Here is a 22817-nt window from a genome sequence, read left to right on the forward strand (position 1 = left end):
TTAGTCAAATCCCTGCTTTGCCGGGAAGCTTCATCCAACGATGCCGTGCCCGACGCAGCATCGATCACAAGAATAAAAAGAGAGAACACCATGAGTGCAGTGAACAACGTTCTGATCGTGGGCGGTGGTATCGGCGGCTTGTGCGCGGCCATCGCCTTGCGGCGTAAAGGTATCGAGGTCGACCTGATCGAGCTCAAGTCCGAATGGACAGTCTATGGCGTCGGGATTATTCAGCAGAGCAACGTCGTTCGTGAAATGGCCAAGCTAGGCGTTCTCGACGGCTATCTCGATGCCGCTTATGCGTTTGAAGACGTCGCCATCTACGGCCCGGGCGGACAGCAACTGGCGCGCATCCCGGGTCAACGCCTCGCTGGCCCGCAATACCCCGCCAACGTCGGGATTTCCCGCTTGGCGCTGCATAAAGTCCTCAGTGAAACCGCCTTGCAACTCGGTGCCAACGTGCGTTTGGGCCTGAGTGTGGAAACGCTGGACGACAACGGCACAGAGGTCGACGTGTTGTTTACCGACGGTAATCGCGGCCACTACGACCTGGTGGTCGGTGCCGACGGACTGTTCTCGAAAGTGCGCAGCCTGGTCTTCGGCGATGCCTACACCCCGCGTTTCACTGGTCAGTCGGTGTGGCGCTACAACTTTCCCCGCGCGCCGCAGATCGATCATCTGGCCAACTATCAAAGTGCTGACGGCAACGCCGGGCTGGTGCCGCTGGCCGGTAACTTGATGTACCTGTTTCTGACGTCCCACGAACCGTCCAATCCGTGGATGGATCCTGCCGATCTGGCCGCGCAGATGCGCCAGCGCCTGCAAGGCTTTACTGGGCTGATCGGCGAGCTGCGTGAGCAAATCACTGACAACAGCCAGGTCGTCTACAAGCCGATGGAAGTGGTGTTCGTTGATGAGCCATGGCATCGCGGACGCGTCCTGCTGATTGGCGATGCGGCCCACGCCACCACGCCGCATCTCGGTCAAGGCGCCGGCATGGCCATCGAAGACGCGATTGTGCTCAGCGAAGAACTCACTCGCGAGCAGCCCGCCTCCAGCAGCGTCGAGCAGCAGTTGCAGCGCTTTATGGCGCGGCGCTTCGAGCGATGCAAATACATCAGCGAAAGCTCGGTGCTGGCCGGCGACAAGGAGATGCAGCACGACCGCGCCTTCGATCGCATTGGCCTGGTCAAGCAAATGCTCGCGCGCACTGCCGAGCCAATCTAAGCCCACCTGCAACGCATCCACAGCAGTTACCACTATAAAAACAAGAGGTTAACGCGATGGTTAGTTCTACGACTGCGGCGCTCGCGCGTCGCCCGGTCTGCTCGTCTGCACCCTTTGGTTTGAGCGTTGCTGCGCTGCTGGTGCTGTGCAGCCAGGCCGCTCAGGCTTTCGACATCGATACTGGCAACCCGGATTTCAAGCTGCGCTGGGACAACACGGTCAAGTACAGCGCTGCCTGGCGCACGCAGAATCCGAGCAGCAAGTTGACCGAGGGGCAGGTGGCACTCAATCAGGACGATGGCGATCGTGCGTTCAAAAAAGGCCTGATCTCCAATCGCACCGACATCCTCTCGGAGCTGGATCTGTCGTTTCAGGATTTCGGCGCACGTTTGAGCGGCGCAGCGTGGTACGACAGCGAGTACCAGGGCAACAACGACAATAACGATCCGTCCCGCGCCAACGCACGTTCCGTGGGCTACGACGAGTTCACCGATGACACCCGTCATCTGCATGGTGGCGATGGTGAAATCCTCGACGCGTTCGTCTACTGGAACGGTGAACTGGCCGACCGTGCAACGTCGGTGCGCGCCGGTCGTCATGGTCTGATCTGGGGCGAGAGCCTGTTCTTCGGCGCCAACGGCATTGCCGGTGGCATGGCCCCGGTTGATGTGGTCAAGGCGCAGTCGGTGCCTAATACGCAGTTCAAGGAAATCACCCGTCCGGTCAATCAACTATCTGGCACCTTCCAACTGACTGACGACGTCTCGCTCGGGGCGTACTACCAACTCGAGTGGGAAGAAACCCGACTGCCCGCCGCCGGCAGCTATTTCTCCACCAGCGACACCATTGGCGAAGGCAATGAGCGCTTGATCGTCGGTGCGCCGTTTCCGGCATTCCTCGGCGGCAACCCGGCCAGTCCCGCCGCTTTTTTCCACGGTAATGACAAGGAAGCGCGCAGTTCGGGGCAGGGCGGTCTGCAACTGAAATACAGCGCCGAGACCGTCGAGTACGGCCTCTACGCCATCCAGTACCACGACAAGACGCCGAAGCTGTATCTGAAACCGTCGACGGCGGCGCCGAACTTCAGCACCGGCCAGATCGGCGAGTACTACTGGGTTTACCCCGAAGATATTCGCGCGCTGGGCGCGAGTTTTTCCACTACCGTGGACGAGTACAGCTTCGCCGGTGAAGCATCGATGCGCTGGAACATGCCGCTGGTTTCAAACGGTCAGACCGTGCTGCCCGGCGTCATTGCCGACAACGATGATGACGCGCTCTACGCCGTGGGTCGCACCGCTCACGTCAACTTGAACGTGTTGGCATCGTTTGGCCCCAACTTCATCGCCCGCGAGTCCGGACTGGTCGGCGAAGTGGCGTGGAACCGCCTGCTCAGCGTCAGCAAAAATCGCGCCGCGCTGGACCCGAACGCCACCGATGATGGCCTCGGTTTCAAAGTCGTCTATACGCCGACCTACCGCCAGTTCTTTTCCGGCATCGATATCAGCATTCCGGTCGGCGTCAGTTATTTCCCGCTGGGCAAATCAGCGGTGGTCAGTTCGTTCGGCCCGGACAACGGTGGCGACATCAACATCGGCATCACCGCTACTTACCTCGATCGCGTCACGGCCGGCCTGACCTACACGCATTACTACGGCGCCGAGGACACCAACCTCAACGGCCTCAGCCAGTTCAATTACAAGCAATCGCTGAAGGATCGGGATTACCTCGCCTTCTCCGTCAAGACCACGTTTTAAGAGGACTTGCGCATGAATTCTCACCACCACAATCGTCTCCCGAGCTTCACGGCCCTATGCTTTGCCTTGCTCGGAACGCTGACCGTCCTGAGCCAGGTTGCGACTGCGGCCACCGCAGAAGAGGCGGCCAAACTGTCGAGCAGCCTCACGCCAATGGGTGCCGAGCGCGCAGGCAATGCCGACGGCAGCATTCCAGCCTGGCAGGGCGGTTACACCAAGGTCGACCCGGCGTACAAAGCGGGCGGCAAACGCAGCGATCCGTTTGCGGCCGACAAGCCGCTGTTCAGCATCACCTCGAAGAATCTGGCGCAATACGCCGGCAAGCTTAGCGATGGCACCAAGGAAATGTTCAAGCGTTTTCCCGACACCTATCGCATCGACGTCTATCCGACCCGGCGCACGGCCGCCGCACCGCAATGGGTGTACGACAACACCCTGAAAAATGCCACCCGCGCCAAGCTGGTCGAGAGCAGCGCCGGACCGGTGCCCGAAGGTGCGTTTGGCGGTATTCCATTCCCGATTCCGCATAACGGCGCCGAAGCCATGTGGAACCACATCCTCAACTGGCGCGGCACGTCACTCGCCATGCACTTTCGCCATTACCTGATGACTGCAGACGGCAAACAGGTGATGACCACCGACGGCCAGGCGATCCAGGACATGCCTTATTACTACCAGGACGGCACGCCGGAAAGCTTCGCCGGTGATTACTGGCTGTTCCGCCTGCTTAACGTCGGCCCGCCGTTGCGTGCTGGCGAGCAGATCATGGGCCGCACCAATATCAACGGCGACAAGTCCCAGACCCACGTCTATCTGACCGGCCAGCGCCGCGTGCGCAAGTTGCCGAATGCCTGCTGCGATACACCGACGCCGGCAACCGCCGGGGTGATGTCGTTCGATGAGTTGAGCGTGTTCCAGGGGCGCATCGATCGCTTCGACTGGAAACTGGTCGGCAAGCAGGAAATGTATATCCCCTACAACACCAACAAGGTTCTGACGGCCGGCAAACCGGAAGACCTGTTTCTGGCCCATCACATGAATCCTGATTACGTGCGCTGGGAGTTGCACCGCGTGTGGGTGGTAGACGCCGAACTCGCGCCGGGCAAGCGTCACCAACTGCCGAAGGGCCGCTACTACCTCGACGAAGACACCTGGCAAGCGATGCTCGGCGATCGCTGGGACGCCAACGGCCAACTCGCCAAAACCTTGTGGTCGCTGCCAGCAGTGCTGCCGGATCTGCCAGCGCAGGCGCAGCTGTCTTCGGGTTTCTACGACCTGACCTCCGGCGCCTGGTTTATCCAGAACGTCTACACCGGCCTGCCTGAGCAATACGGCGTGGTCGATCGCTACAAGGCGTCGGAATTCTCGCCAGCGGCGATGGCGGGTGCCGGGGTTCGTTGAATCGGGCCGGATCGCCACACGCTGTGGCGATCCGGTTTCACAGGTGGTTTCGAGGTCGGTATGAACAGAATCTGTCAGGTGCTCGGGCGGTTGTTAGCGTTACTGGCGCTGCCTTGCGTATTACCCGTAAGCCAGGCTCAGGCTGCTGTTGTCGGTGATGTATTGCACACCCCGGCAATGCGCGCGCCAAAGGCCCGGCAAGCGGTCTTGCTTGATCTGGCGCGGGCAGGTGCGCGGTTGGTGGCGGTCGGCGAACGCGGCATCGTCTTGCTTTCCGATGACAACGGCATCAATTGGCGGCAGGCGCAGGTGCCGGTCTCCGTCAGCCTTACGGCGGTGCAATTTGTCGATGCGAACACGGGCTGGGCGGTCGGTCATGCCGGTGCGGTGCTGGTCTCCCATGACGGTGGCGAAAACTGGGCGTTGCAACTGGACGGCAACCGCGCTGCGCAACTGGAATTGCACGCCGCACGCGAGCAATTGCCGACAGCCACTGACCCCGACGCAGCGGCGGCACGCGTGCAAACCGCCGAGCGGATGGTCAGCGAAGGCGCGGACAAACCCTTTCTGAGCCTCAAGTTCACCGATGCGCGTCACGGCCTGATCGTCGGCGCCTACGGCCTCGCGTTTACCACCGAGGACGGCGGCGTGAGCTGGCAGTCGCTGATGGGCCATATCGACAATCCGATGGGCGCGCACCTGTATGCCATCGCGCAACAAGGCGAGCGTTGGTTCATCGCCGGCGAGCAAGGCTATGTGGCGCGTTCCGAGGACGGTGGACAATCCTTCGTCGCGCTCGACAGCCCGTACAGCGGCAGCTTTTTCGCCCTGCAAGTACGCGATGACGGCGCGCTGCTGGCGGCTGGGTTGAAAGGCAACGCGTTCATTTCCACCGACGACGGCAGCAGCTTCGTGCCCGCGCCCGTACCGATGCCGGTGTCCTTCAGTGATGCGATCCGCAGCGCTGACGGCCAGCTGTTGTTGGTCAATCAGGCGGGCGCAATGTTTCGCACCACGGGCGACGCACCCACCCTGCAGCCTTTCGGCAAACCGCTGGGCAAACCGATTGCCAGCGTCGTGCAGGCCGCCGATGGCAGCCTGGTGCTGGCCGGTTTCACCGGGGTGACGCGCCTGGCGTCGCCCACTGCTACAGCTTCGGAGTGAGGTTATGAAACCATTCGACAACGCCACGGCCAGCCTGGCGAGTTTCGATCCGCGCTCCGGCTCGGTCGTGGAACGCTCTTTGTTCAATCACCGGTTGTGGGTGTTGCTGGTGTGCTTGGTGACCACGCTCTTCCTGGGCTATCAGGCCACGCGCGTCGAGCTGAACGCCAGTTTCGAAAAGATGATTCCCACGCAACAGCCTTACATCGCCAATTATCTGCAACATCAAAAGCAGCTCAGCGGTCTGGGCAACTCCTTGCGCATCGTCGTCGCCAATCGCCAGGGTGATATCTACGACGCTGATTATCTGAAAACCTTGCAGGCCTTGAGCGACAAGCTTTACCTGCTGCCCGGCGTCGATCGTGCCTACATGAAGTCGCTGTGGACGCCCGCAACACGCTGGGTTGCAGTGACTGAAGACGGACTGGATGGCGGCCCGGTGATCCCGGACGATTATGCCGGCACACCGGCCAGTCTCGAGGACTTGCGCCGCAACGTGCAGCGTTCCAACGAACTCGGCCAACTGGTAGCGTTCGATCAAACCTCGAGCATCATTTACGTGCCGTTGCTGGCGACGACTGCTGACGGCCAGGCGCTGAATTACTCGGTGCTGTCCGAGCAACTGGAGGCGTTGCGTAGCCAGTACCAGAACGAAAAGATCGACATTCACATCACCGGTTTCGCGAAAAAAGTCGGTGACCTGATTGCCGGACTCAAGCAGATCCTGTTGTTTTTCGCCGTCGCAATCCTGATCACCACCGCCGTGCTGTTCTGGTACACGCGCTGCCTGCGCAGCACGGTGCTGGTGGTGTTCTGCTCGCTGGTGGCGGTGGTCTGGCAACTGGGTCTGTTGCCGTTGCTCGACTATCAGCTGGATCCGTATTCGGTGCTGGTGCCGTTTCTGGTGTTCGCCATCGGCATGAGCCACGGCGCGCAGAAAATGAACGGGATCATGCAGGACATCGGTCGCGGCATGCACCGGGTGGTGGCCGCACGCTTCACCTTCCGCCGGCTGTTTCTGGCCGGGCTGACGGCATTGCTCTGCGATGCAGTGGGTTTCGCCGTGCTGATGCTGATCAAGATCCAGGTGATTCAGGATCTGGCGGTGATCGCCAGTATCGGTGTGGCGGTGCTGATTTTCACCAACCTGATTCTGTTGCCGGTGTTGCTGTCCTATGTCGGCGTAACGCCGCGTGCGGCGCAACTTAGCCTGAAGAGCGAGCAGAACGACCAGACCGGCGCGCGGCGTCATGGCTTCTGGCGTTTTCTCGATCTGTTTACCCGACGTCGCTGGGCCAGTCTGTGCATTGCCATCAGCCTGGCGTTGGCGGCATTGGGTTTTGTGGTCAGCCTGCAATTGAAGATCGGTGATCTGGATGCCGGCGCACCGGAGCTGCGGGCCGACTCACGCTACAACCAGGATGACGCGTTTCTGACCCGGCATTACGGCGCCAGCAGTGATTTGTTCGCAGTGATGGTGAAGACCCCGGCCGGGCAGTGTGCGCGTTACGACATCCTCGCCAAGGTCGATGCGCTGGACTGGCAACTGCGCGCGCTGCCGGGGGTGGATTCGACCAACTCGTTGGCCTTGCTCAACCGCCGCATGCTGGTTGGCCTCAGCGAAGGCAGCGCCAAGTGGTACGAGCTGCAGAACAATCAGGCGATGCTCAACATGATCACCGCCAGTGCGCCACGCGGCTTGTACAACGAGGATTGCAGCCTGCTCACGCTGTACGCCTACCTCACCGACCACAAGGCTGAAACGCTGACGCGGCTGGTCGAACACGTCGAGCAATTCGCCGCAGCCAATAACGACAAGGATGTGCAGTTCCTGCTGGCAGCGGGCAATGCCGGCATTGAGGCGGCGACCAATATCGTGGTCAAGCAAGCCAATCGCGAGATGCTGTTCTGGGTTTACGGAGCGGTGATCGTGCTGTGCCTGATCACCTTCCGCTCGTGGCGCGCCACGCTGTGCGCGGTGATTCCGCTGATGGTCACCTCGATCCTCTGCGAAGCGTTGATGGTCTGGCTGAACATCGGCGTGAAGGTCGCGACGTTGCCAGTGATCGCGTTGGGTGTCGGCATTGGCGTCGACTATGCGTTGTATGTGATGAGCATCCTGCTCGGTCATCTGCGCCAGGGTGCGAGCCTGTCAGAAGCCTATTACCGCGCCCTGGTGTCCACCGGCAAAGTGGTGATGCTCACTGGCATCACGCTCGCCATTGGCGTGGCCACGTGGATCTTCTCGCCGATCAAATTCCAGGCTGACATGGGCGTGCTGCTGGCGTTCATGTTCGTCTGGAACATGGTCGGCGCACTGCTGCTGTTACCAGCGCTGGCGTACTTCCTGCTGCCTGCTCGGCGCACGAACACCGACGCAGAAACGCCGGAGGAGGCGATCAATCTGAGCCTGCTGCCGCGAGCGGTGGCGGTAGATGTTCATCAATCGCGTCATCGGGAGACCTGTCATGGCCGTTGAGTCTTCATTGGAAAACAGCGGCCGTCGCGCCGGTTTGACGCAATCGTTGCTGTTGCTGCTCGGCAGCTGTCTGCCAGTGCTCGGCGCGGTATTGCTCGCACCGGTATTGCCGCGCATGCAGGCCCATTTTGCCGAGGTCGCGGGCAGCGCGGTGCTGGTGCCGATCGTATTGACCTTGCCGGCATTGATGATTGCACTACTGGCGCCGTTTGCCGGGGTCATCGCTGATCGGCTCGGACGCAAATCTTTGTTGTTGGCGAGCATGGCCCTGTACACGCTCTGCGGTGTGTTGCCGCTGTGGCTGGATTCGCTGGCGGCGATTGTCGCCAGCCGCGCCGGGATCGGTCTGGCGGAGGCGGGGATCATGACCTGCTGCACGACGCTGATGGGCGACTACTACAGCGGCGCACGCCGTGAACGCCTGTTTGCGTTGCAGATGGTCGCGACGTCGCTGTCCGCTGCGGTGTTTATCGCCCTGGGTGGTTTTCTCGGACAGGACGACTGGCGCACGCCGTTTGCGTTGTACGCAGTCGGACTGATTTTCCTGCCGCTGATGGCGTGGAAACTCTGGGAACCGCAACCCCGCGTGCAACCGGCAGCAACGGTGCCGACGCCAGTCCCGCGCCTGTTTCCGTGGCGCGCACTGACACCCCTGTATGCGTTGTCGCTGCTCGCGGGCCTGAGCCTATTCATCGTGCCGGTGCAGGCCGGCTACTTGCTCAACCTGTTGCACGTGGATGCGCCGCAGCAGATCGGCATGACCATGGGCGCCAATCAACTCGGTGTGCTCGCTGGGGCCTTGAGTTTTCGTTTATTGAGCGGTCTGCGCAGCCAGCATGTGTTGCTGATTGCCTATGGCCTGGCCGGCATCGGCGGGCTGTTGATGGCCGCTGCCGGCAGCCACGCGCAAGTAGTGGTCGCGGTCTTGATCAACGGTCTGGGCATCGGCCTGATGTTGCCGACGTTGATCACCTGGATCATGGCGCAAGTCGGCTTTGCTCAGCGGGGGCGAGCGGCGGGGTGTTTCACCGCCGCGATTTTTGCCGGCGAGTTCATCAGCCCGCTGGTGGTACTCGCCATCACTTCCGGGGCTTCCACGGCGTTGCCTCAAGCCTTGGCCATGATCGGTTGGTTGCAACTGGTCGTGGCGCTGTTTTGTCTGTCCGTGCCGAGGCTCGGTGGACTGTTGACCCGCAGCCATGTCGGCGGTCATGACTCCATCGGCAACGGCCATTGAACGAGGATATTCCATGCAAGCGCTTCCCCCTTTCAAACGCGTGGTCACCGGGCATGATGCCCACGGCCGCGCGGTCGTCGCCAGTCACGCAGCAACTACCAACGTCTTCGCACTGCAAGCGGTGCCGGGCACGGTGTTTCATGAAATATGGAACAGCAGCGGCAGTCCGGCACTGCTCGACAATGCCGATGATCCAACCAGCAAACCCTTACAGCTGAGCCCCGGCCCGCTGGGCAGTGTGATTCGTGTCGTCGACATTCCGCCGGACAGCGTGCAGAACCAGGTCAGCGCTGCCGATGCAGCCGCCGCATTCGCCGAGATTGGCCAGGCGCATGCCGGCACCGGCCAGGCGAACTCGCGGCACAAACTGATGCACCGCACCGAAACCCTCGATTACGGCATCGTCACCGAAGGCGAAGTCTGGCTGGTGCTCGACGAGACAGAAGTCCACCTCAAACGCGGTGACGTGGTGGTTCAACGCGGTACGAATCACGCGTGGAGCAACCGTACCGAGGCCATGGCACGCATGGTTTTTATCCTGCTCGACGGGCGCTTTGCCGCTGAACTGCAAGACTGCCCGGGAGAAAAATCATGAAACTCGCAACCTTGAAAAACGCTAGCCGTGACGGCCAATTGGTGGTGGTTTCGCGCGACATGGCCCGGGCGCTGGACGCGCGTTTGGTGGCGCCGACCTTGCAGCACGCCATCGAAAACTGGCGCGAAGCCGAGCCGCGTTTGCAGGCCCTGGCGCGTGAGCTTGAAAACCACGATTGCCGCGAGGCCTTTGCCTTCGACCCGGCGCAGGTGATGGCGCCGTTGCCGCGTGCTTATCAATGGTGCGACGGTTCGGCGTTTCTCAGTCACGGTGCACTGATGCAGAAAGCGTTCAATCTCGATCCGATTGAAGGCGCTGACCGTACGCCGTTGATGTATCAGGGTGCAGGTGATGACTTCATCGGCGCACACGATGACATCGAACTGCCGAGCGAAAGCCAGGGCATCGATTTCGAAGGCGAATTTGTCGTGCTGGTCGATGATGTGCCGATGGGCTGTTCGGCCGAGCGCGCGTTGCAGCACATCAAACTGATCCTGCAGATCAACGATGTCAGCCTGCGTGCGCTGGCACCGCGTGAAATGCGCACCGGGTTCGGTTTTCTACAAGCCAAACCGTCCTCCAGTTTTGCCCCGCTGGCGATTACCCCGGATGAACTCGGCGAAGCCTGGCGAGACGGCCGCGTCAATTTGCCCCTGCAAGTGCAGTGGAACGGCGAGTGGTTCGGCCAACCGCACGGCGCACAGATGAACTTTCATTTTGGCGAGCTGATCGCCCACGCGGCCCTGACCCGTCGCCTGCGCGCCGGCACGCTGATCGGTTCCGGCACGGTGTCGAACGCCGAGCGCAACGTCGGCTCGGCATGCATCGCCGAACGTCGGGCCATTGAGATGATCGAGCACGGCGCGCCGGTGACAGGATTTATGCGTTTCGGTGATCGTGTGCGCATGGACGTCACCGGCAGCGATGGTCGGTCGTTGTTTGGTGCGATCGATCAACGCGTCGTCAAGGCCCACGGCTAAGGAACGCCCATGCGTGTACTGATTACCGGAGCCAATGGCTTTGTCGGCCGCGAACTGCTGCGTTGTCTGCTCGCGCGCGGCAGTTTGCGCGGGCAAGTCATTCGTTCGTTGCTGGTGCTCGACACTGATGTCCAAGGCCTGCCAGACGATCCCCGCCTGCGTCGGCACAGCGGCAGCGTGACGGATGCGGCGTTGATGCGCCGTGTCCTGGCCGATGGCATCGACGTGGTGTTTCACTTGGTCAGCATTCCCGGCGGAGCGGCGGAGGCGCATTACGAATCGGGTTATCAGGTCAACCTGCTAGCCAGCCTCGAACTGCTTGATCAATTGCGCAACAAGGCGCGACCACCGGTGTTGGTGTATGCCAGCAGCGTCGCGGTGTACGGCGCTGATCTGCCAGCGAAGATGAACGAGCAGGCTGAACTGCACCCGCAACTGTCGTACGGCACACACAAGTTGATGGTCGAGCGCGCGCTGATCGATCTGGGTCGGCGCGGTGAAGTCGACAGCCGTGCGGTGCGCCTGCCGGGCATTGTCGCTCGCCCGCGCGAACCCAACGGCTTGCGCTCGGCCTTTATGAGCGACTTGATGCGTGCCTTTGCCGAGGGCGCTGAGTATTGCTGCCCGGTGTCACCGCAAGCTACAGCGTGGTGGATGTCGGCGCGCTGTTGCGTGAACAACCTGATCCACGCCGCCGAACTGGACGACGCCGCCGCGCAACAGCGGGTCTGGCAACTGCCGGTGCTGCATTTGTCCATCGCCCAGGTCATCGATGCCCTGGCGGCCAATTACGGCGAGCAACGCCGGGCACTCATCAGTTTCGCCGCTGACCTTGATCTCGAAACCCTGTTCGGGCGCATGCCGCCCTTGAAAACCCCGCAGGCCCGCGCTGCCGGCTTCAGCCATGACGGCAACGTCGCCACACTTATTCGCAACGCCCTCAACCCAGCCCCATATCGGCCTCTGCCGTTGAACGGAGACACGCCTCATGTCACAGCCCATCCAGCGTAAACGTCGTCTGGTCGACCTTTCGGTGACCCTCGATAACAACCCGTACACAGACCCGCCGCCGCTGTTGCCGAAAATCGATTACATGGACCACCAGCAAGGCTGGCCGGAGATGGCGGCAATGTTCCCGGGGTTGCAGCTTGAACAGATGCCCGGCAATGAATCGTGGGCCGCCGAGCGTTTGCAGATCACCACCCACAGCGGCACCCACATGGATGCGCCGTGGCATTACGCCTCGACCACCGATGGCGGCGAGCCGGCGTTTGGCATTGATGAGTTGCCGCTGGACTGGTGCTTGCAGCAGGGGGTCAAACTGGATTTTCGCCATTTGCCCGACGGTCACGTGGTCACGGCAGAAGAGGTTGAAGCGGAACTGGCGCGCATCGAGCACACGTTGCAACCACTGGATATCGTGTTGATTAACACACGCGCCGGTGCGCTGTTCGGTGAGCCCGGGTATCTCGACGCAGGCATTGGCATGGGACGCGAAGCGACGATGTATCTGCTGGAACGTGGTGTGCGCGTGGTCGGCACTGATGCCTGGAGCTGGGACGCGCCGTTCAAATACACCCGTGAACGTTTTGCTGCCAGCGGCGATGCCTCGATCATCTGGGAAGGGCATAAGGCCGGGCGCGATATCGGCTACGGGCAAATGGAAAAACTGGCCAACCTTGAGTCCCTGCCTACGAGTGGTTTCACTGTGTCGTGCTTTCCCTACAAGATCCGGCATGCGTCGGCAGGTTTTGTGCGCGCAGTGGCTATTTTCGAAGAGTGATCGGGCTGTTTGAGGCATTCTTTCAACGACAGTAAGAGAACGGCAGGCTTTGAACACAGTGGACGGCGTTTGCCGCCGCCACTGTTCTGAGGCAATCAACCCGCTGGATTGCGCAGTCGCTCGATGATTCTGCGGGCACGATTGGCTCCGACATCGACATGAATATCAATCATCGGGCGCGTACCGAACCGGCACATGTTCTGGTACTGCGCTTCGATCACCACTTTGTCTTCGTCGAACGTCAATCGCGTCTGATGCAGAACTTTGGCTGTGACGGCTTCGGGATCATGTTCAGGGTTGGTGGCCATGGTCCAGAAGTAATGGCTTGTGGTGTCTGTTTCAGGTGTCACGCCGTGAAAACCACGCATGTGGAAACCGCCTCGATCCGGGTTGTTCAGATCGTCCGTGCCTGCGTCTATCGCGCCGGTCCAGATGCGCAGGTGATTGATGTGAAATTCGATCTCCTGCCAGCGGTCAATGTTGCCTTTGAACGGGTAGGCCGCGGTGTAGGTCGGCGGCGGGACGGAATCGGGCATGTGGCGAACCACACGAACCATTGAGTCATCACCATCGACGTTCATCTTCGCGTTCATATGAATGCTGGCGTTGCCGCCAATGGTGTGCAAATGGACGTAGCCCAGATGACTGAGATCCATGAGGTTGTCATGGATGAGTTGATAGGGCGCGTCGTAGTGATAGACATCACCGTCGAACAGGTATTTGCCGCTGCTGTGCACGTCGTAGACCGGTGGCGCGAATGTCGGCTCAGGATGCTCAGCGCTGCCAAACCAGATCCAGATGATCTGATCCTGCTCTCGGACTGGGTAGGCAGGGACTTTGGCTTTGCTGGGGATCTTGTCCTGGCCCGGAATTTCGATGCATTTACCGCCTTCATTGAACAGCAGACCGTGGTAACCGCAGCGTAAACCGCGTGCTTCCACAGTGCCGCCAGACAGGGGCAATGCACGATGGCAGCAGCGGTCTTCCAGCGCGGCGACCTGGTTATCTGCCGTGCGGAAAAGCACCACAGGTTTATTCAGTAACGTACGGCCAAGGGGTTGGTTTGTGAGTTCTCGGCTCAAGGCTGCGACGTACCATTGATCGAGAGGGAAACTCGGCGCAGTGGCCGGGGCAATTTCATGGGCAAGGGGTTGGGCAGCGGTTGTCATGATGTTCTCCGGCGAGCGGTCGATGCTCGGTTCAGGTCAAAGATCCAATACCAGGCGGGGCGATTTGGCACGTGAGCAGCACGGGGTGAAACGGTCATTGGCAGCGTGTTCTGCAGCCGTCATGAACTGATCACGATGATCGGCAATGCCTTCGAGCAAGCCCGTGACACAGGTGCCGCAGACGCCTTGCTCGCACGATGATTCGATGGCAATCCCGGCCTCATCGAGCACTTCGAAAACGGTGCGATCGGCGGGGATGTAAAAAATCTGCCCTGTGCTCGCCAGCTGAACTTCGAAAGGCGAATCAGCGCTTGCATCGACAGGTGCGGCGGCGAAGAACTCTCTGTGCACGCGATCTTCGGGCCAGCCAGCGGCCTGCGCGGTGTCGAGGATGAAAGTCATGAAGCCGGCCGGGCCACACACGTAGAGGTGAGTCGCGGTCTCGGGCACGGCGAGGAGGGCGGTTGCATCGAGTTTCTGTTCGGGCGATCCGCTGTCGTCATGCAAGTGCACGTCGTTGGCGAAAGGCGCTTGCTTGAGCCATTGGATAAACGCGGCACGCTTGCTGGATCGGAAGCTGTAATGCAGTTCGAAATCCGCGCCTTGATGATGGAGTTCATGGGCCATTGCCAGCATCGGCGTAATGCCGATACCGCCGCCGAACAGCAGGTGACGCTTCGCTGAATCGGCGATTGGGAAGAGGTTGCGGGGTTCGCTGATGCTGAGTGTCTGTCCCTGACTGATGGTGTCGTGCATCGCAGTGGAACCGCCGCGCGAGGCGGGGTCCTTCAGCACACTGATCACGTAGCGATTACGTTCTCGGGAATCATTGCACAGCGAGTATTGCCGGGTGAGGCCGCCGGCAATGTGGATGTCGATGTGAGCACCGGCATTGAACGGTGGTAACGGCTTATCGTCCACTGCGCACAGCTCGAAACTGCAGATGCCCTCGGCCTCGACGACCTTGCGGGTGACGTTGACTTGAAGCATGACTTCTCCCTCCACATTGAAGTGGCTGCTGAAAAACGAAAGGGGCTTGCGGGTGACGAATCAGCCAGGCAAGAAGAAGTAGAAAGGCTGGGTAATCAAGGGCGCCAAGGAAGGGCACAGTTGGGGAGCGTTCATAAGCAAGACCTGTTAATTATTTTTTTGAGGTTGTGCTACGGCGTATCATGCGGCGCATCGTCCGCAATGCCAGCCTGAGTGAATCCTCAGATAATTTAGTTGCGGTGTCAACCAAATTGCAAGATCTTCGATCTACGGTGTTTTCTCGATGCCTACCGATACACAACTGAACCTGTCGCGTTATGTACCTGGCCTGGTGACATTCCTGGCGAACAAACTCGCCACCGGAGCCTCCCAGTGCTATCGCAAACACTTCGGCATCGGCGTGGTTGAATGGCGAATGCTTTCGATGCTTGCCGTTGAATCCGACATCACCGCCAATCGAATCTGTCAGGCGATCGGTCTCGACAAGAGCGCGGTTAGTCGTTCATTGCAGACGCTGGAAGCGGCGGGGCGGATCACCAGTCAGCTGGATCCCAAGGACGCGCGGCGTTACACCGTGCGATTGACGGCCAGCGGCAAAGAACTGCATGACCGCGTGCTCAAAGTCGCACTTGAGCGTGAGTCGCGTCTGCTCAGCGGATTGACCCCGGCTGAGGTCGACACGTTGGTTGACTTGCTTGGGCGCCTGCACCTGCAAGTGCCCAATGTGAACAGTTATGACCCGAGTGAGGAGTGAGTCTCGGCAGACTGCAGCGTGAAATTGAGGGCTGCAGCCCGACGCGAGCTGGCGGGTTGCTGATTGGATCAGAGGTTGTAGACCGCTCAAAAGGCTGGGAGGCTAGCGTGACATTTACCATAAGGACATGCCGAAATGAGCTCAGGAAAAATCCTCGTCACAGGTGCGGCAGGAAAAATCGGCACTGCTTTCTGGCAAGAGCGCGATGATCAATCCGATTTGCGTTTGGCCGATCTAGACGTAACAGCACTTCCGGACTCGGCACAGCGTTTCGCTCTGGATGTCACGGATCAAGCCAGTTGCCTTCGAGCTTGCGAAGGTATCCACACCGTCATCCATCTAGCTGCTGACCCTGACCCAGACGCCGATTTCATGGCCTCACTGCTTCCAGTGAACATCGTGGGCACTTACAACATGCTGTTCGCCGCAAAGGCGCAAGGCTGCGAGCGCTTCATATTTGCGAGCAGTGCCCAAGTGATCGAAGGATATCCAACGGATGTTCAGGTACAGGAATGCATGGCACCTAAACCAGGCAATCTTTACGGCGTCAGCAAGGCGTTTGGAGAAGCATTGGCTTCGATGTATGCAAACGACGGACAGATGACGACCATCGCAGTCCGTATTGCCAACGTAGCCAAATTTCAACAAGGGGAGACCCACAGTCCCAGAGACGTCGCCGCCTTCATCAGTTTTAGAGATGTTGTCGCGCTACTCAATAATTGCGTTGAAGCCGAGCTAAAGGGGTTTCACGTTATCCATGGGGTCTCAGATAACCGCTATAAGCGCCTCTCTATTGATCAGAGCAGAAAAGTGGTCGGATATGCTCCCATTGATGATGGGTTTGAGATTTTGGAAGGAGGCGCTCAATCTGATTGAACGCAAACTTCCTCTGAGAAGGTCACATCAAGCAGGGGAGTTCTCATGTCCACACTCACGCTGACCTCACGCACTTTCAGTACCCCGCGCCATACGACGCATTATTTGGAGTCCGGGCCAGACGACGGGCCGCTGATGATGTTCCTGCATGGTTGGCCGGAGATTAGCCTGGTCTGGCGCGCGCAGATGGAAGCGTTCGCTGCAAAAGGCTGGCACTGCGTTGCACCGGATATGCGCGGCTATGGCCGTTCTGCCGCGGCAGAATCCACCCGCGAATATACGTTGGAAAAAATCGTGGCGGACATGGCCGAACTTCATGACCATCTCGACGGCAAGCCCGCCATCTGGGTTGGCCACGACTGGGGCAGTGTAGTGGCCGGTGAATTGGTGGCTCATGAACCACAGCGCAGTCGTGGCGTGGTGCTGATCTCCGTGCCGTATTTCCCCGACACGAACGCTTTGTCGACGCTGATTCCACTGGTTGACCGGGCGATCTATCCAGCCAATCAGTATCCTGATGGTCAATGGGACTATTACCGCTACTACAACACGCACTTCACATCCGCCGTCGCTGATCTGGACGCGGACAAAGCGGCATCGCTGGCTTCGATTTATCGACGAGGAGACCCGGCGAATATTGGCAAGGTCGCGTCGAATGCCGAAGTGACACGCAAAGGAGGGCGGTTCGGCGTCAGTCATCGTGCGCCGCCTATGCAGCCTGATCTGGCGCTCTGGCCAGTGACGGACTTCTCCGCACTGCTGCAGGCATTCGAGGAGCGAGGCTTCCGCTCTCCCTGCGCGTGGTACCTAAACGATGACGCCAACATCGCCTACGCTCGTCGCGCGCCGGATGGCGGCAGGTTGTCATTGCCTGTGCTGTTTGTGAACGGCGACTACGATCAGATGAACAACATCAACGGCAATCGATTGGGCGACCCGATGCGGGCGGCTTGTGCAGACCTCACCATAACGAGCCTGCCAGGCGCGCACTGGCTGCCGCTGGAATGCAAGTCAGGACTCGTTGTTGCCATTGATAACTGGCTTCAAAGCAAAAAGCTTTGATGCCTGGGCGTAGCCAGCTTCGATGAAAGCGCCCATCGATTTGGCCGGGAATATAAACGGCTGTTGGACGAGCCGCCTCGAGATCGTGTCTCGAATACCAGGAAAAGCCTGTCTGTCGGATAGGGTTCTGAAAGTGTTATCAATAGGTCTGGCATCGGATGATGAGAGGGTAATCATGAACAACCGCCGAACCGCACTGATCACGGGTGCAACCAAAGGAATCGGTTTCGCACTCAGTACTCAGTTGAATCAGGCAGGCTGGAATGTGGTCGGCATTGCCAGGCATCCGGTTAATGATTTTCCCGGAAAGCTGTTGCTCTGTGATTTAAGCGATGCTCAACAAACGAGGGAAATGCTTGAGAAACTCCTGGAGCGGACTTCTATTGATGCCGTCGTCAATAACGCAGGCGTTGCATCTCCGCAAAGCCTGGAAACGCTTGAACTCGAAACACTCCAAAACGTTTTTGACCTGAATGTCAGAGCCTCGGTACAAGTCACCCAGGCTTGCCTGCCGTCTCTCAAGCGATCTTCTGCAGGACGCATCGTGAATGTCTGCAGCCGAGCCATTTTTGGAGCCCGGGACAGAACCGCTTACGCGGCCGCAAAAAGCGCATTGGTGGGTGTCACGCGTACGTGGGCACTTGAACTGGCGCCCATTGGCATTACGGTCAATGCGGTCGCACCTGGCCCGATAGACACCGAGCTTTTCCGAAAAAACCGACCCGTGGGCAGAGAGGGCGAGCGTCAGATACTCTCCACGATTCCGATGCAAAGACTGGGAACGCCATCAGAAGTGGCCTCGCTGATTACCTTCCTGCTCAGCGAGGCGGCATCCTTCGTAACGGGCCAAGTGATCAGCGTCGATGGGGGAGGGAGTCTCGGTGGGAAATAGCGATACGAAGCAGCTTTAAGAGTTGTTGATTCATCTGGCCAGAGAGAGCAACCCCACACTACTGCGGCATTGCCGCAGCGCTGTGGGGTTGGTATGACAGGGCCTACACCGCCCCGAAACGCACCTCCACCGACAGGCTGCCCTGGTTATCGCTCAGCCCAGCCCCGAAACGCCCGTCCAGGTCGTCATTGATGCACAATTGCAACTCTCCCTGCTGGCCACGCGGCAATTGCGCCTGGTTGCCGACCAGGAACGGCACGCCGCTGGTGCCGATCCGCCCGATCAACGCTCCTTCTGGTTGACCGGGCAAGGTATAGCCGGGTTTGGCGATCAACCTCGGATTGCCCGCCGCGCTGACCTTCCCGGTGTCCGGGTTGGCCGTCCACTCCCCACCGGTGCACACCGCCAGTTGCCAGCTCTGCCCGTTGACCTGCACACCGGTACCCTGCCAGGCCTGGTTGGCGCTGCACCTGCACGGTATGCTTGATCAGATCATTGGCGATTACGTCGGCGGCCTGGAAGGTCAGCGCGGTGATGGTCAAGGTCGGATTGGCAGTGCCGCTGGTGGGGAATACGCCGGCACCAACCAGGAACAGATTGGAGTGGTCCCAGGTGCGCTGGTCCTTGTCCACCACCGAATTCTTGCGGTCCGAGCCCATGCGGTAGGTGCCCATCAGGTGGCCAGCGCCGAAGAACGTGTAGTTCTGGTGGTCGTACTCGAACACCGTTTGCGAACCGGTCTTGAGCGTGGGGTTCAGGTCGGTCAGCTCGGTGGCGCCCATCAGCTCGGTGATGATGTGCGTGGCGGCCAGGCGCGCCTGCTTGAAACCCTCCTTGGTGTATTCGGAGAAATTGTAGGTGATCTGCGGCCGAGGCAGGCCCAGGCCATCAGTGAGCGTCTTGGACAGCTCCACCTGGCAGATCGCCTTGGGTGGCTTCCCCGGGCGGGCAGGCTCGTCTGGGTCTTTCTCCAACTGCTCGACCAAGAATCCCAGGCGGAACTGGCGGGTCAGCACGCTGTTGAGCTGCTGCACCAGCGCCTTGCCGGACAGCGCCAGACCTTTGGGATTAGCGCCGCCGTTGTTGCTGCCGTCGATGAAATCGCAGACCGTGTTGTACGGATCATTCGCCGACCAGTTCCAGCCCTCGTTGCCGATCTCGATACGCCAGGCGGCGCGCTGGCTGCGGAACGGGCCATCGCGCATGTCCTCGATCCCCGAGGTGGACAGTGGCCCGCGGAACGGGAACAACGGCTTGCCTTCGGGCATCAGACCCCAGGCCAGGTAAACCGGGTGGTCGGATAACCCCAGGCCGACCTGCTTGCTGTTGTTGGCGACGCCGTGGGGGCTGTCCGGGCTGACCGAGTTGAGCAGCAGTTTCGGCGTTTCGATCGCGTGGGCGGCGATCACGTAGCGTTTACCCTGAGCCTCGCCGTTCTGGCGCGTGCCATCGTTCTGGTACTGGATGTACTCGATACCGGTGACGCCGCTGGCATCGACCTTCACCCTGCTCGCCACACTCTGGTAGAGGATGCGTACGTTGCCGGTATCCAACGCCTTGGCCATGGTCACGGTGGCGTCATACTTGGCCTGGATTGGGCAGATCGGCGTGCAACTGGTGTTGCCGGCACACACCCGGCGGCCATTGTCGTTCTGCGAGTTGCGCCCGGCCGGGGTCTGCCGGACGTTGAGGGTGACACCCGGGTAAGGCTTGCCGTCGGGGGCCTTCTCCGGACTCTGGTAAACCTTGCCCGTGACATTCTTGCTCAGGCCCTGGTCGACCAGCGACGGCGGGATGCCGTGCATGCTGTATTCGTAGCCCTTGGGGAAGGTCACGCCCAGGTAGGTCTGCGAGGCGACATCGGCGGACACGCCCATCTCTTCCTCGGCACGGCAGTAGGCAGTCTGCAGGTCGTCGTAGCTGATTGGCCAGTCGACCCCGACGTTGTACGCAGTGCGCATGCGAAAGTCGTTGGGCAACAGGCGCAGGGCTGTGCCCATCCAGTGCCACATGGTGCCGCCGCCTACCCGCTCGTAGGTGCTGGCGAACAGGAGATTCCCCTGCTGCACCAGGTAGCTCTTCTGCGCCTTGTTCTCTTCTTCGCTGCCGGCGGTAATCAGGTCCTGGATGGTCGCCCGTGGCGCGAACTGCGTGGCTGGGGTCTGCTCGGTCTGCTCGGGGGGGTATGGCGACTCGGGCGACTTGAGCACGGCGGTGTAGAAGCGCTCCAGGTACTCGCTGCGGTTAGGTGGAATCGCCGGGCCCGACTCGAGCACCAGCACTTTCAATCCGGCCAGGCCCAACTGATAGGCCATGACGCTGCCGGCCATACCGGCGCCGACGACGATCACATCGGCGGTTTCGATGTTCTGGGTTTTTAGATTGCTCATGGCTGCTGCCCTTCCTTGGCGTCGACACCGGTGAATTGCTTGAGGGTCGGTGGCTGTTCGGCCCAGTAGCCGAAATGGTACTGGCTGTAGCCCATGGGGTGGGACTGGGCGATCTTCCACGCCCAGCTTTCCTTGTAGGCCTGGTCGGAAACCACGCGGATAGAACCCTTTTTGGCGTTGCCTTGGTCATAAGGCTGGTACCAGCTGCCGAGCAGCCACAGCTTCATGATCGAGCGGGCGCCTTGAGCGATCTGCGGATCCGAATGGCCGCGTATGGCGCTGGCGATTTGCTCATCTGATTGGCCCTTGTGGCTGGCGATTTCCTGCTCTGACTGGCTCTTGAGACTGGCGATTTGCTGATCTGATTGGCTCTTGAGGCTGGCGTACAGCTCCAGCAGGTTGCTGAACGCTACGGTGCCCATCCCTTGCTGGGCGGTGGCGAAGAACAGCGGAGGCAGGTTGATCGGGTCGACGGACGGCGCGAGCTTGTCGGCCGCAAGGCCGGTGAGCGTGGCGGACAGGTCGATGAAGTTCTGCAGGTTCGGGTCGCTCATGGCATCACTCCTTGGCGCCGGTGGATTGGGCACGTTCAAGCAGGAAGGTGAAATCGGCGAAGCTGGTTCGCGGTGACTGGGTGACGCGGGTGGTCGCGTTGTTGTGGCATTCCATGCAACTGGATGAAGCCTGCGGCGTGGTGCCCTGGTTGTAGGTTTCCAGCGTGGCGTTGGCCAGGAAGCTCGGCGCAGGCGTGCCCAGCGGGTTGGTTGGCGACGGCTCTTCGCAACCCTTGGCCGGGGCGGTCGGCCATTGGGTGCTGATCAACTGGTAGTTGGCCCACACAGTGCCCTTGAGCGAGGCTTGCCATTGTGCGTTGAGCTGGTGGGTCGCGGCGGTGAGCGGGATTTCCCGCACGATCTGCGAGGGCGTGGCTTTCTTTGATGGGTCCCACGGTTGCGCGGGCGGTTCGTTCACCGGGCGGTCGCTGGCTTGGGCGTCGTAGAACAGGTAGGGGCCCTTGCGCTCGTTCATCGGCGTGGTCTTCTCCGGCACGTTGCGCACGTGCTCGAAGCTCGACCACACCCACTGCGGCGCACTTTCGGTTTTGTGCACGATGTGCAGGCCGACCAGCCCGACCTTATGCGCGCTGCACGACTCGGGGATCACCGCGCCCTTATTCGGGTCGGCGTTGCCGGGGGTGTAGACCAAGGCGTCAATGGCGTGGAATTCCTGCGGGTTGTCGCTGCCGCCGAGTACCTTCCAGGCCGACTTGACCATGATCGCGCCGACCTGCTGGGGCTTATTCGTACCGCAGGCGAAGGCGATGCCGTTGCTGGCCTTGCTCAGGAACGCTTGCTGGCCTTCCTTGCTGTACAGGCCATTGTTGACGATGTCATCGAACATCGGCTGGTTGACCATGATCGCGTTGCGCGTGTAAGTGCCGTTCTGATCCACCAGTGGGCCGGTCTTGAATGGCTGGATGATCTCGTCGAGTACACCGGCGACCTTGCCCATCTGCTGCAACACGGGCAGATCACCCTTGCCTTGGCAGGCGGCGGGTAGCGGCGCCTTCTGGTTCCAGGCGACCGGTTTCTGGCCTTGGGGCAAGAAAATCTCGTAGCTCTCCTTCCACGACTCCCACACCGTCTGCCCCGGCGCGCCGATCATCGCCGAGGTGTTGGCGCTGCCGTCAGCGTTGGCGGGCCAGTTCAGGGCGACGAAGGTCTGCCACGAAAGCACGTCGAAATCGTGTTGCAGGTTGTCCAGAGTGAAGGGGGGGTTGGCGGTGACGTCGTGGGGAATCGCAGATAACAGCACCGGCGGGCCAGCCGCATCGGCTATGGCGAGCGCGCTGGTGAAACTTGCACTCAGGCACGCCAGCCGTTTCAGGGTTATTTTCATTATCGTCTCCTCAGCAGATAAAGCGTCGGGACGACGAGGCGTACTGGCCCTTCATGGACCGAATGATCAGCGTTATCCCTGACGCTAGGCTGCAGGCTAGCTGTTGCGCTAAACCCCTCAGAAATATCCGACTAACGGTAGGGGTAAACGAGGGGGCATCGCACC

18 protein-coding genes and 1 pseudogene are annotated in these 22817 nt (G+C 60.4%); 14 read left to right on the forward strand and 5 right to left on the reverse strand.

The annotated features are described in order from the left end of the window. The first annotated feature begins 90 nt into the window (after nt 1–90). From ACOYXE_RS07420 to ACOYXE_RS07465, 10 genes are read left to right on the forward strand one after another with little or no spacing between them, the layout of a single operon-like run. Entirely contained in the window at nt 91–1227 is a 1137-nt protein-coding gene (locus tag ACOYXE_RS07420) for an FAD-dependent oxidoreductase (RefSeq protein WP_460928448.1), read from the forward strand. A gap of 56 nt (nt 1228–1283) precedes the next feature. Then, nucleotides 1284–2981 (forward strand): DUF1302 domain-containing protein, encoded by a 1698-nt coding sequence (locus tag ACOYXE_RS07425; protein ID WP_460928450.1) that lies wholly within the window; start codon nt 1284–1286, stop codon nt 2979–2981. A 12-nt stretch (nt 2982–2993) separates the two neighbouring features. Next, nucleotides 2994–4382, forward strand: coding sequence for a DUF1329 domain-containing protein (locus ACOYXE_RS07430; RefSeq protein ID WP_460928452.1), 1389 nt, complete (start codon nt 2994–2996; stop codon nt 4380–4382). A 60-nt stretch (nt 4383–4442) separates the two neighbouring features. Continuing rightward, nucleotides 4443–5546, forward strand: a complete 1104-nt coding sequence (locus ACOYXE_RS07435) for a WD40/YVTN/BNR-like repeat-containing protein (RefSeq protein WP_460928454.1) — start codon at nt 4443–4445, stop codon at nt 5544–5546. A gap of 4 nt (nt 5547–5550) precedes the next feature. Beyond that, nucleotides 5551–8025 (forward strand): efflux RND transporter permease subunit, encoded by a 2475-nt coding sequence (locus ACOYXE_RS07440; RefSeq protein ID WP_460928456.1) that lies wholly within the window; start codon nt 5551–5553, stop codon nt 8023–8025. Next, nucleotides 8015–9262 carry an MFS transporter gene (locus tag ACOYXE_RS07445; protein ID WP_460928458.1) on the forward strand — a complete coding sequence of 416 codons (1248 nt, stop codon included), beginning with the start codon at nt 8015–8017 and terminating at the stop codon, nt 9260–9262. Before ACOYXE_RS07440 ends, ACOYXE_RS07445 begins: the two co-directional genes overlap by 11 nt. Nucleotides 9263–9275: 13 nt before the next feature. Next, entirely contained in the window at nt 9276–9857 is a 582-nt protein-coding gene (locus ACOYXE_RS07450; RefSeq protein ID WP_460928460.1) for a cupin domain-containing protein, read from the forward strand. Further along, a complete protein-coding gene (locus ACOYXE_RS07455; protein ID WP_460928462.1) occupies nt 9854–10837 on the forward strand; it encodes a fumarylacetoacetate hydrolase family protein in 984 nt (327 codons plus the stop codon). The genes ACOYXE_RS07450 and ACOYXE_RS07455 overlap by 4 nt, the downstream gene beginning before the upstream one ends. A 9-nt stretch (nt 10838–10846) precedes the next feature. After that, nucleotides 10847–11848: an NAD-dependent epimerase/dehydratase family protein gene (locus ACOYXE_RS07460; protein WP_460928464.1), complete on the forward strand. Its 1002-nt coding sequence runs from the start codon at nt 10847–10849 to the stop codon at nt 11846–11848. Further along, entirely contained in the window at nt 11826–12620 is a 795-nt protein-coding gene (locus ACOYXE_RS07465; protein ID WP_460928466.1) for a cyclase family protein, read from the forward strand. Before ACOYXE_RS07460 ends, ACOYXE_RS07465 begins: the two co-directional genes overlap by 23 nt. 95 nt (nt 12621–12715) lie before the next feature. Here ACOYXE_RS07465 and ACOYXE_RS07470 read toward each other — a convergent pair whose 3' ends face one another. Further along, on the reverse strand, nt 12716–13789 hold the full coding sequence (locus ACOYXE_RS07470) for a Rieske 2Fe-2S domain-containing protein (protein WP_460928468.1): 1074 nt from the start codon (nt 13787–13789) through the stop codon (nt 12716–12718). A 36-nt stretch (nt 13790–13825) separates the two neighbouring features. Continuing rightward, nucleotides 13826–14779 carry a PDR/VanB family oxidoreductase gene (locus tag ACOYXE_RS07475; RefSeq protein ID WP_460928470.1) on the reverse strand — a complete coding sequence of 318 codons (954 nt, stop codon included), beginning with the start codon at nt 14777–14779 and terminating at the stop codon, nt 13826–13828. Between the two features lie 283 nt (nt 14780–15062). Between ACOYXE_RS07475 and ACOYXE_RS07480 the strand changes: the two genes are divergently transcribed. From ACOYXE_RS07480 to ACOYXE_RS07495, 4 genes are all read left to right on the forward strand, one after another. Further along, nucleotides 15063–15533, forward strand: coding sequence for a MarR family winged helix-turn-helix transcriptional regulator (locus tag ACOYXE_RS07480; protein WP_077572848.1), 471 nt, complete (start codon nt 15063–15065; stop codon nt 15531–15533). 135 nt (nt 15534–15668) lie between these two features. Beyond that, a complete protein-coding gene (locus tag ACOYXE_RS07485; RefSeq protein WP_160057890.1) occupies nt 15669–16409 on the forward strand; it encodes an NAD-dependent epimerase/dehydratase family protein in 741 nt (246 codons plus the stop codon). Between the two features lie 45 nt (nt 16410–16454). Further along, nucleotides 16455–17471, forward strand: a complete 1017-nt coding sequence (locus ACOYXE_RS07490) for an alpha/beta hydrolase (RefSeq protein WP_460928473.1) — start codon at nt 16455–16457, stop codon at nt 17469–17471. A gap of 175 nt (nt 17472–17646) precedes the next feature. Next, entirely contained in the window at nt 17647–18363 is a 717-nt protein-coding gene (locus ACOYXE_RS07495; RefSeq protein WP_405123761.1) for an SDR family oxidoreductase, read from the forward strand. A gap of 103 nt (nt 18364–18466) precedes the next feature. Here the strand turns inward: ACOYXE_RS07495 and ACOYXE_RS07500 are convergent. From ACOYXE_RS07500 to ACOYXE_RS07510, 3 genes and pseudogenes are all read right to left on the reverse strand, one after another. Beyond that, nucleotides 18467–20753: pseudogene (locus ACOYXE_RS07500) on the reverse strand (GMC family oxidoreductase). Continuing rightward, on the reverse strand, nt 20750–21307 hold the full coding sequence (locus tag ACOYXE_RS07505) for a sorbitol dehydrogenase (protein WP_460928475.1): 558 nt from the start codon (nt 21305–21307) through the stop codon (nt 20750–20752). Before ACOYXE_RS07505 ends, ACOYXE_RS07500 begins: the two are co-directional and overlap by 4 nt. 4 nt (nt 21308–21311) lie before the next feature. Next, nucleotides 21312–22652 (reverse strand): cytochrome C, encoded by a 1341-nt coding sequence (locus ACOYXE_RS07510; RefSeq protein WP_405123763.1) that lies wholly within the window; start codon nt 22650–22652, stop codon nt 21312–21314. Nucleotides 22653–22817: the final 165 nt, after the last annotated feature.

The organism is Pseudomonas sp. MC6 (assembly GCF_054790575.1).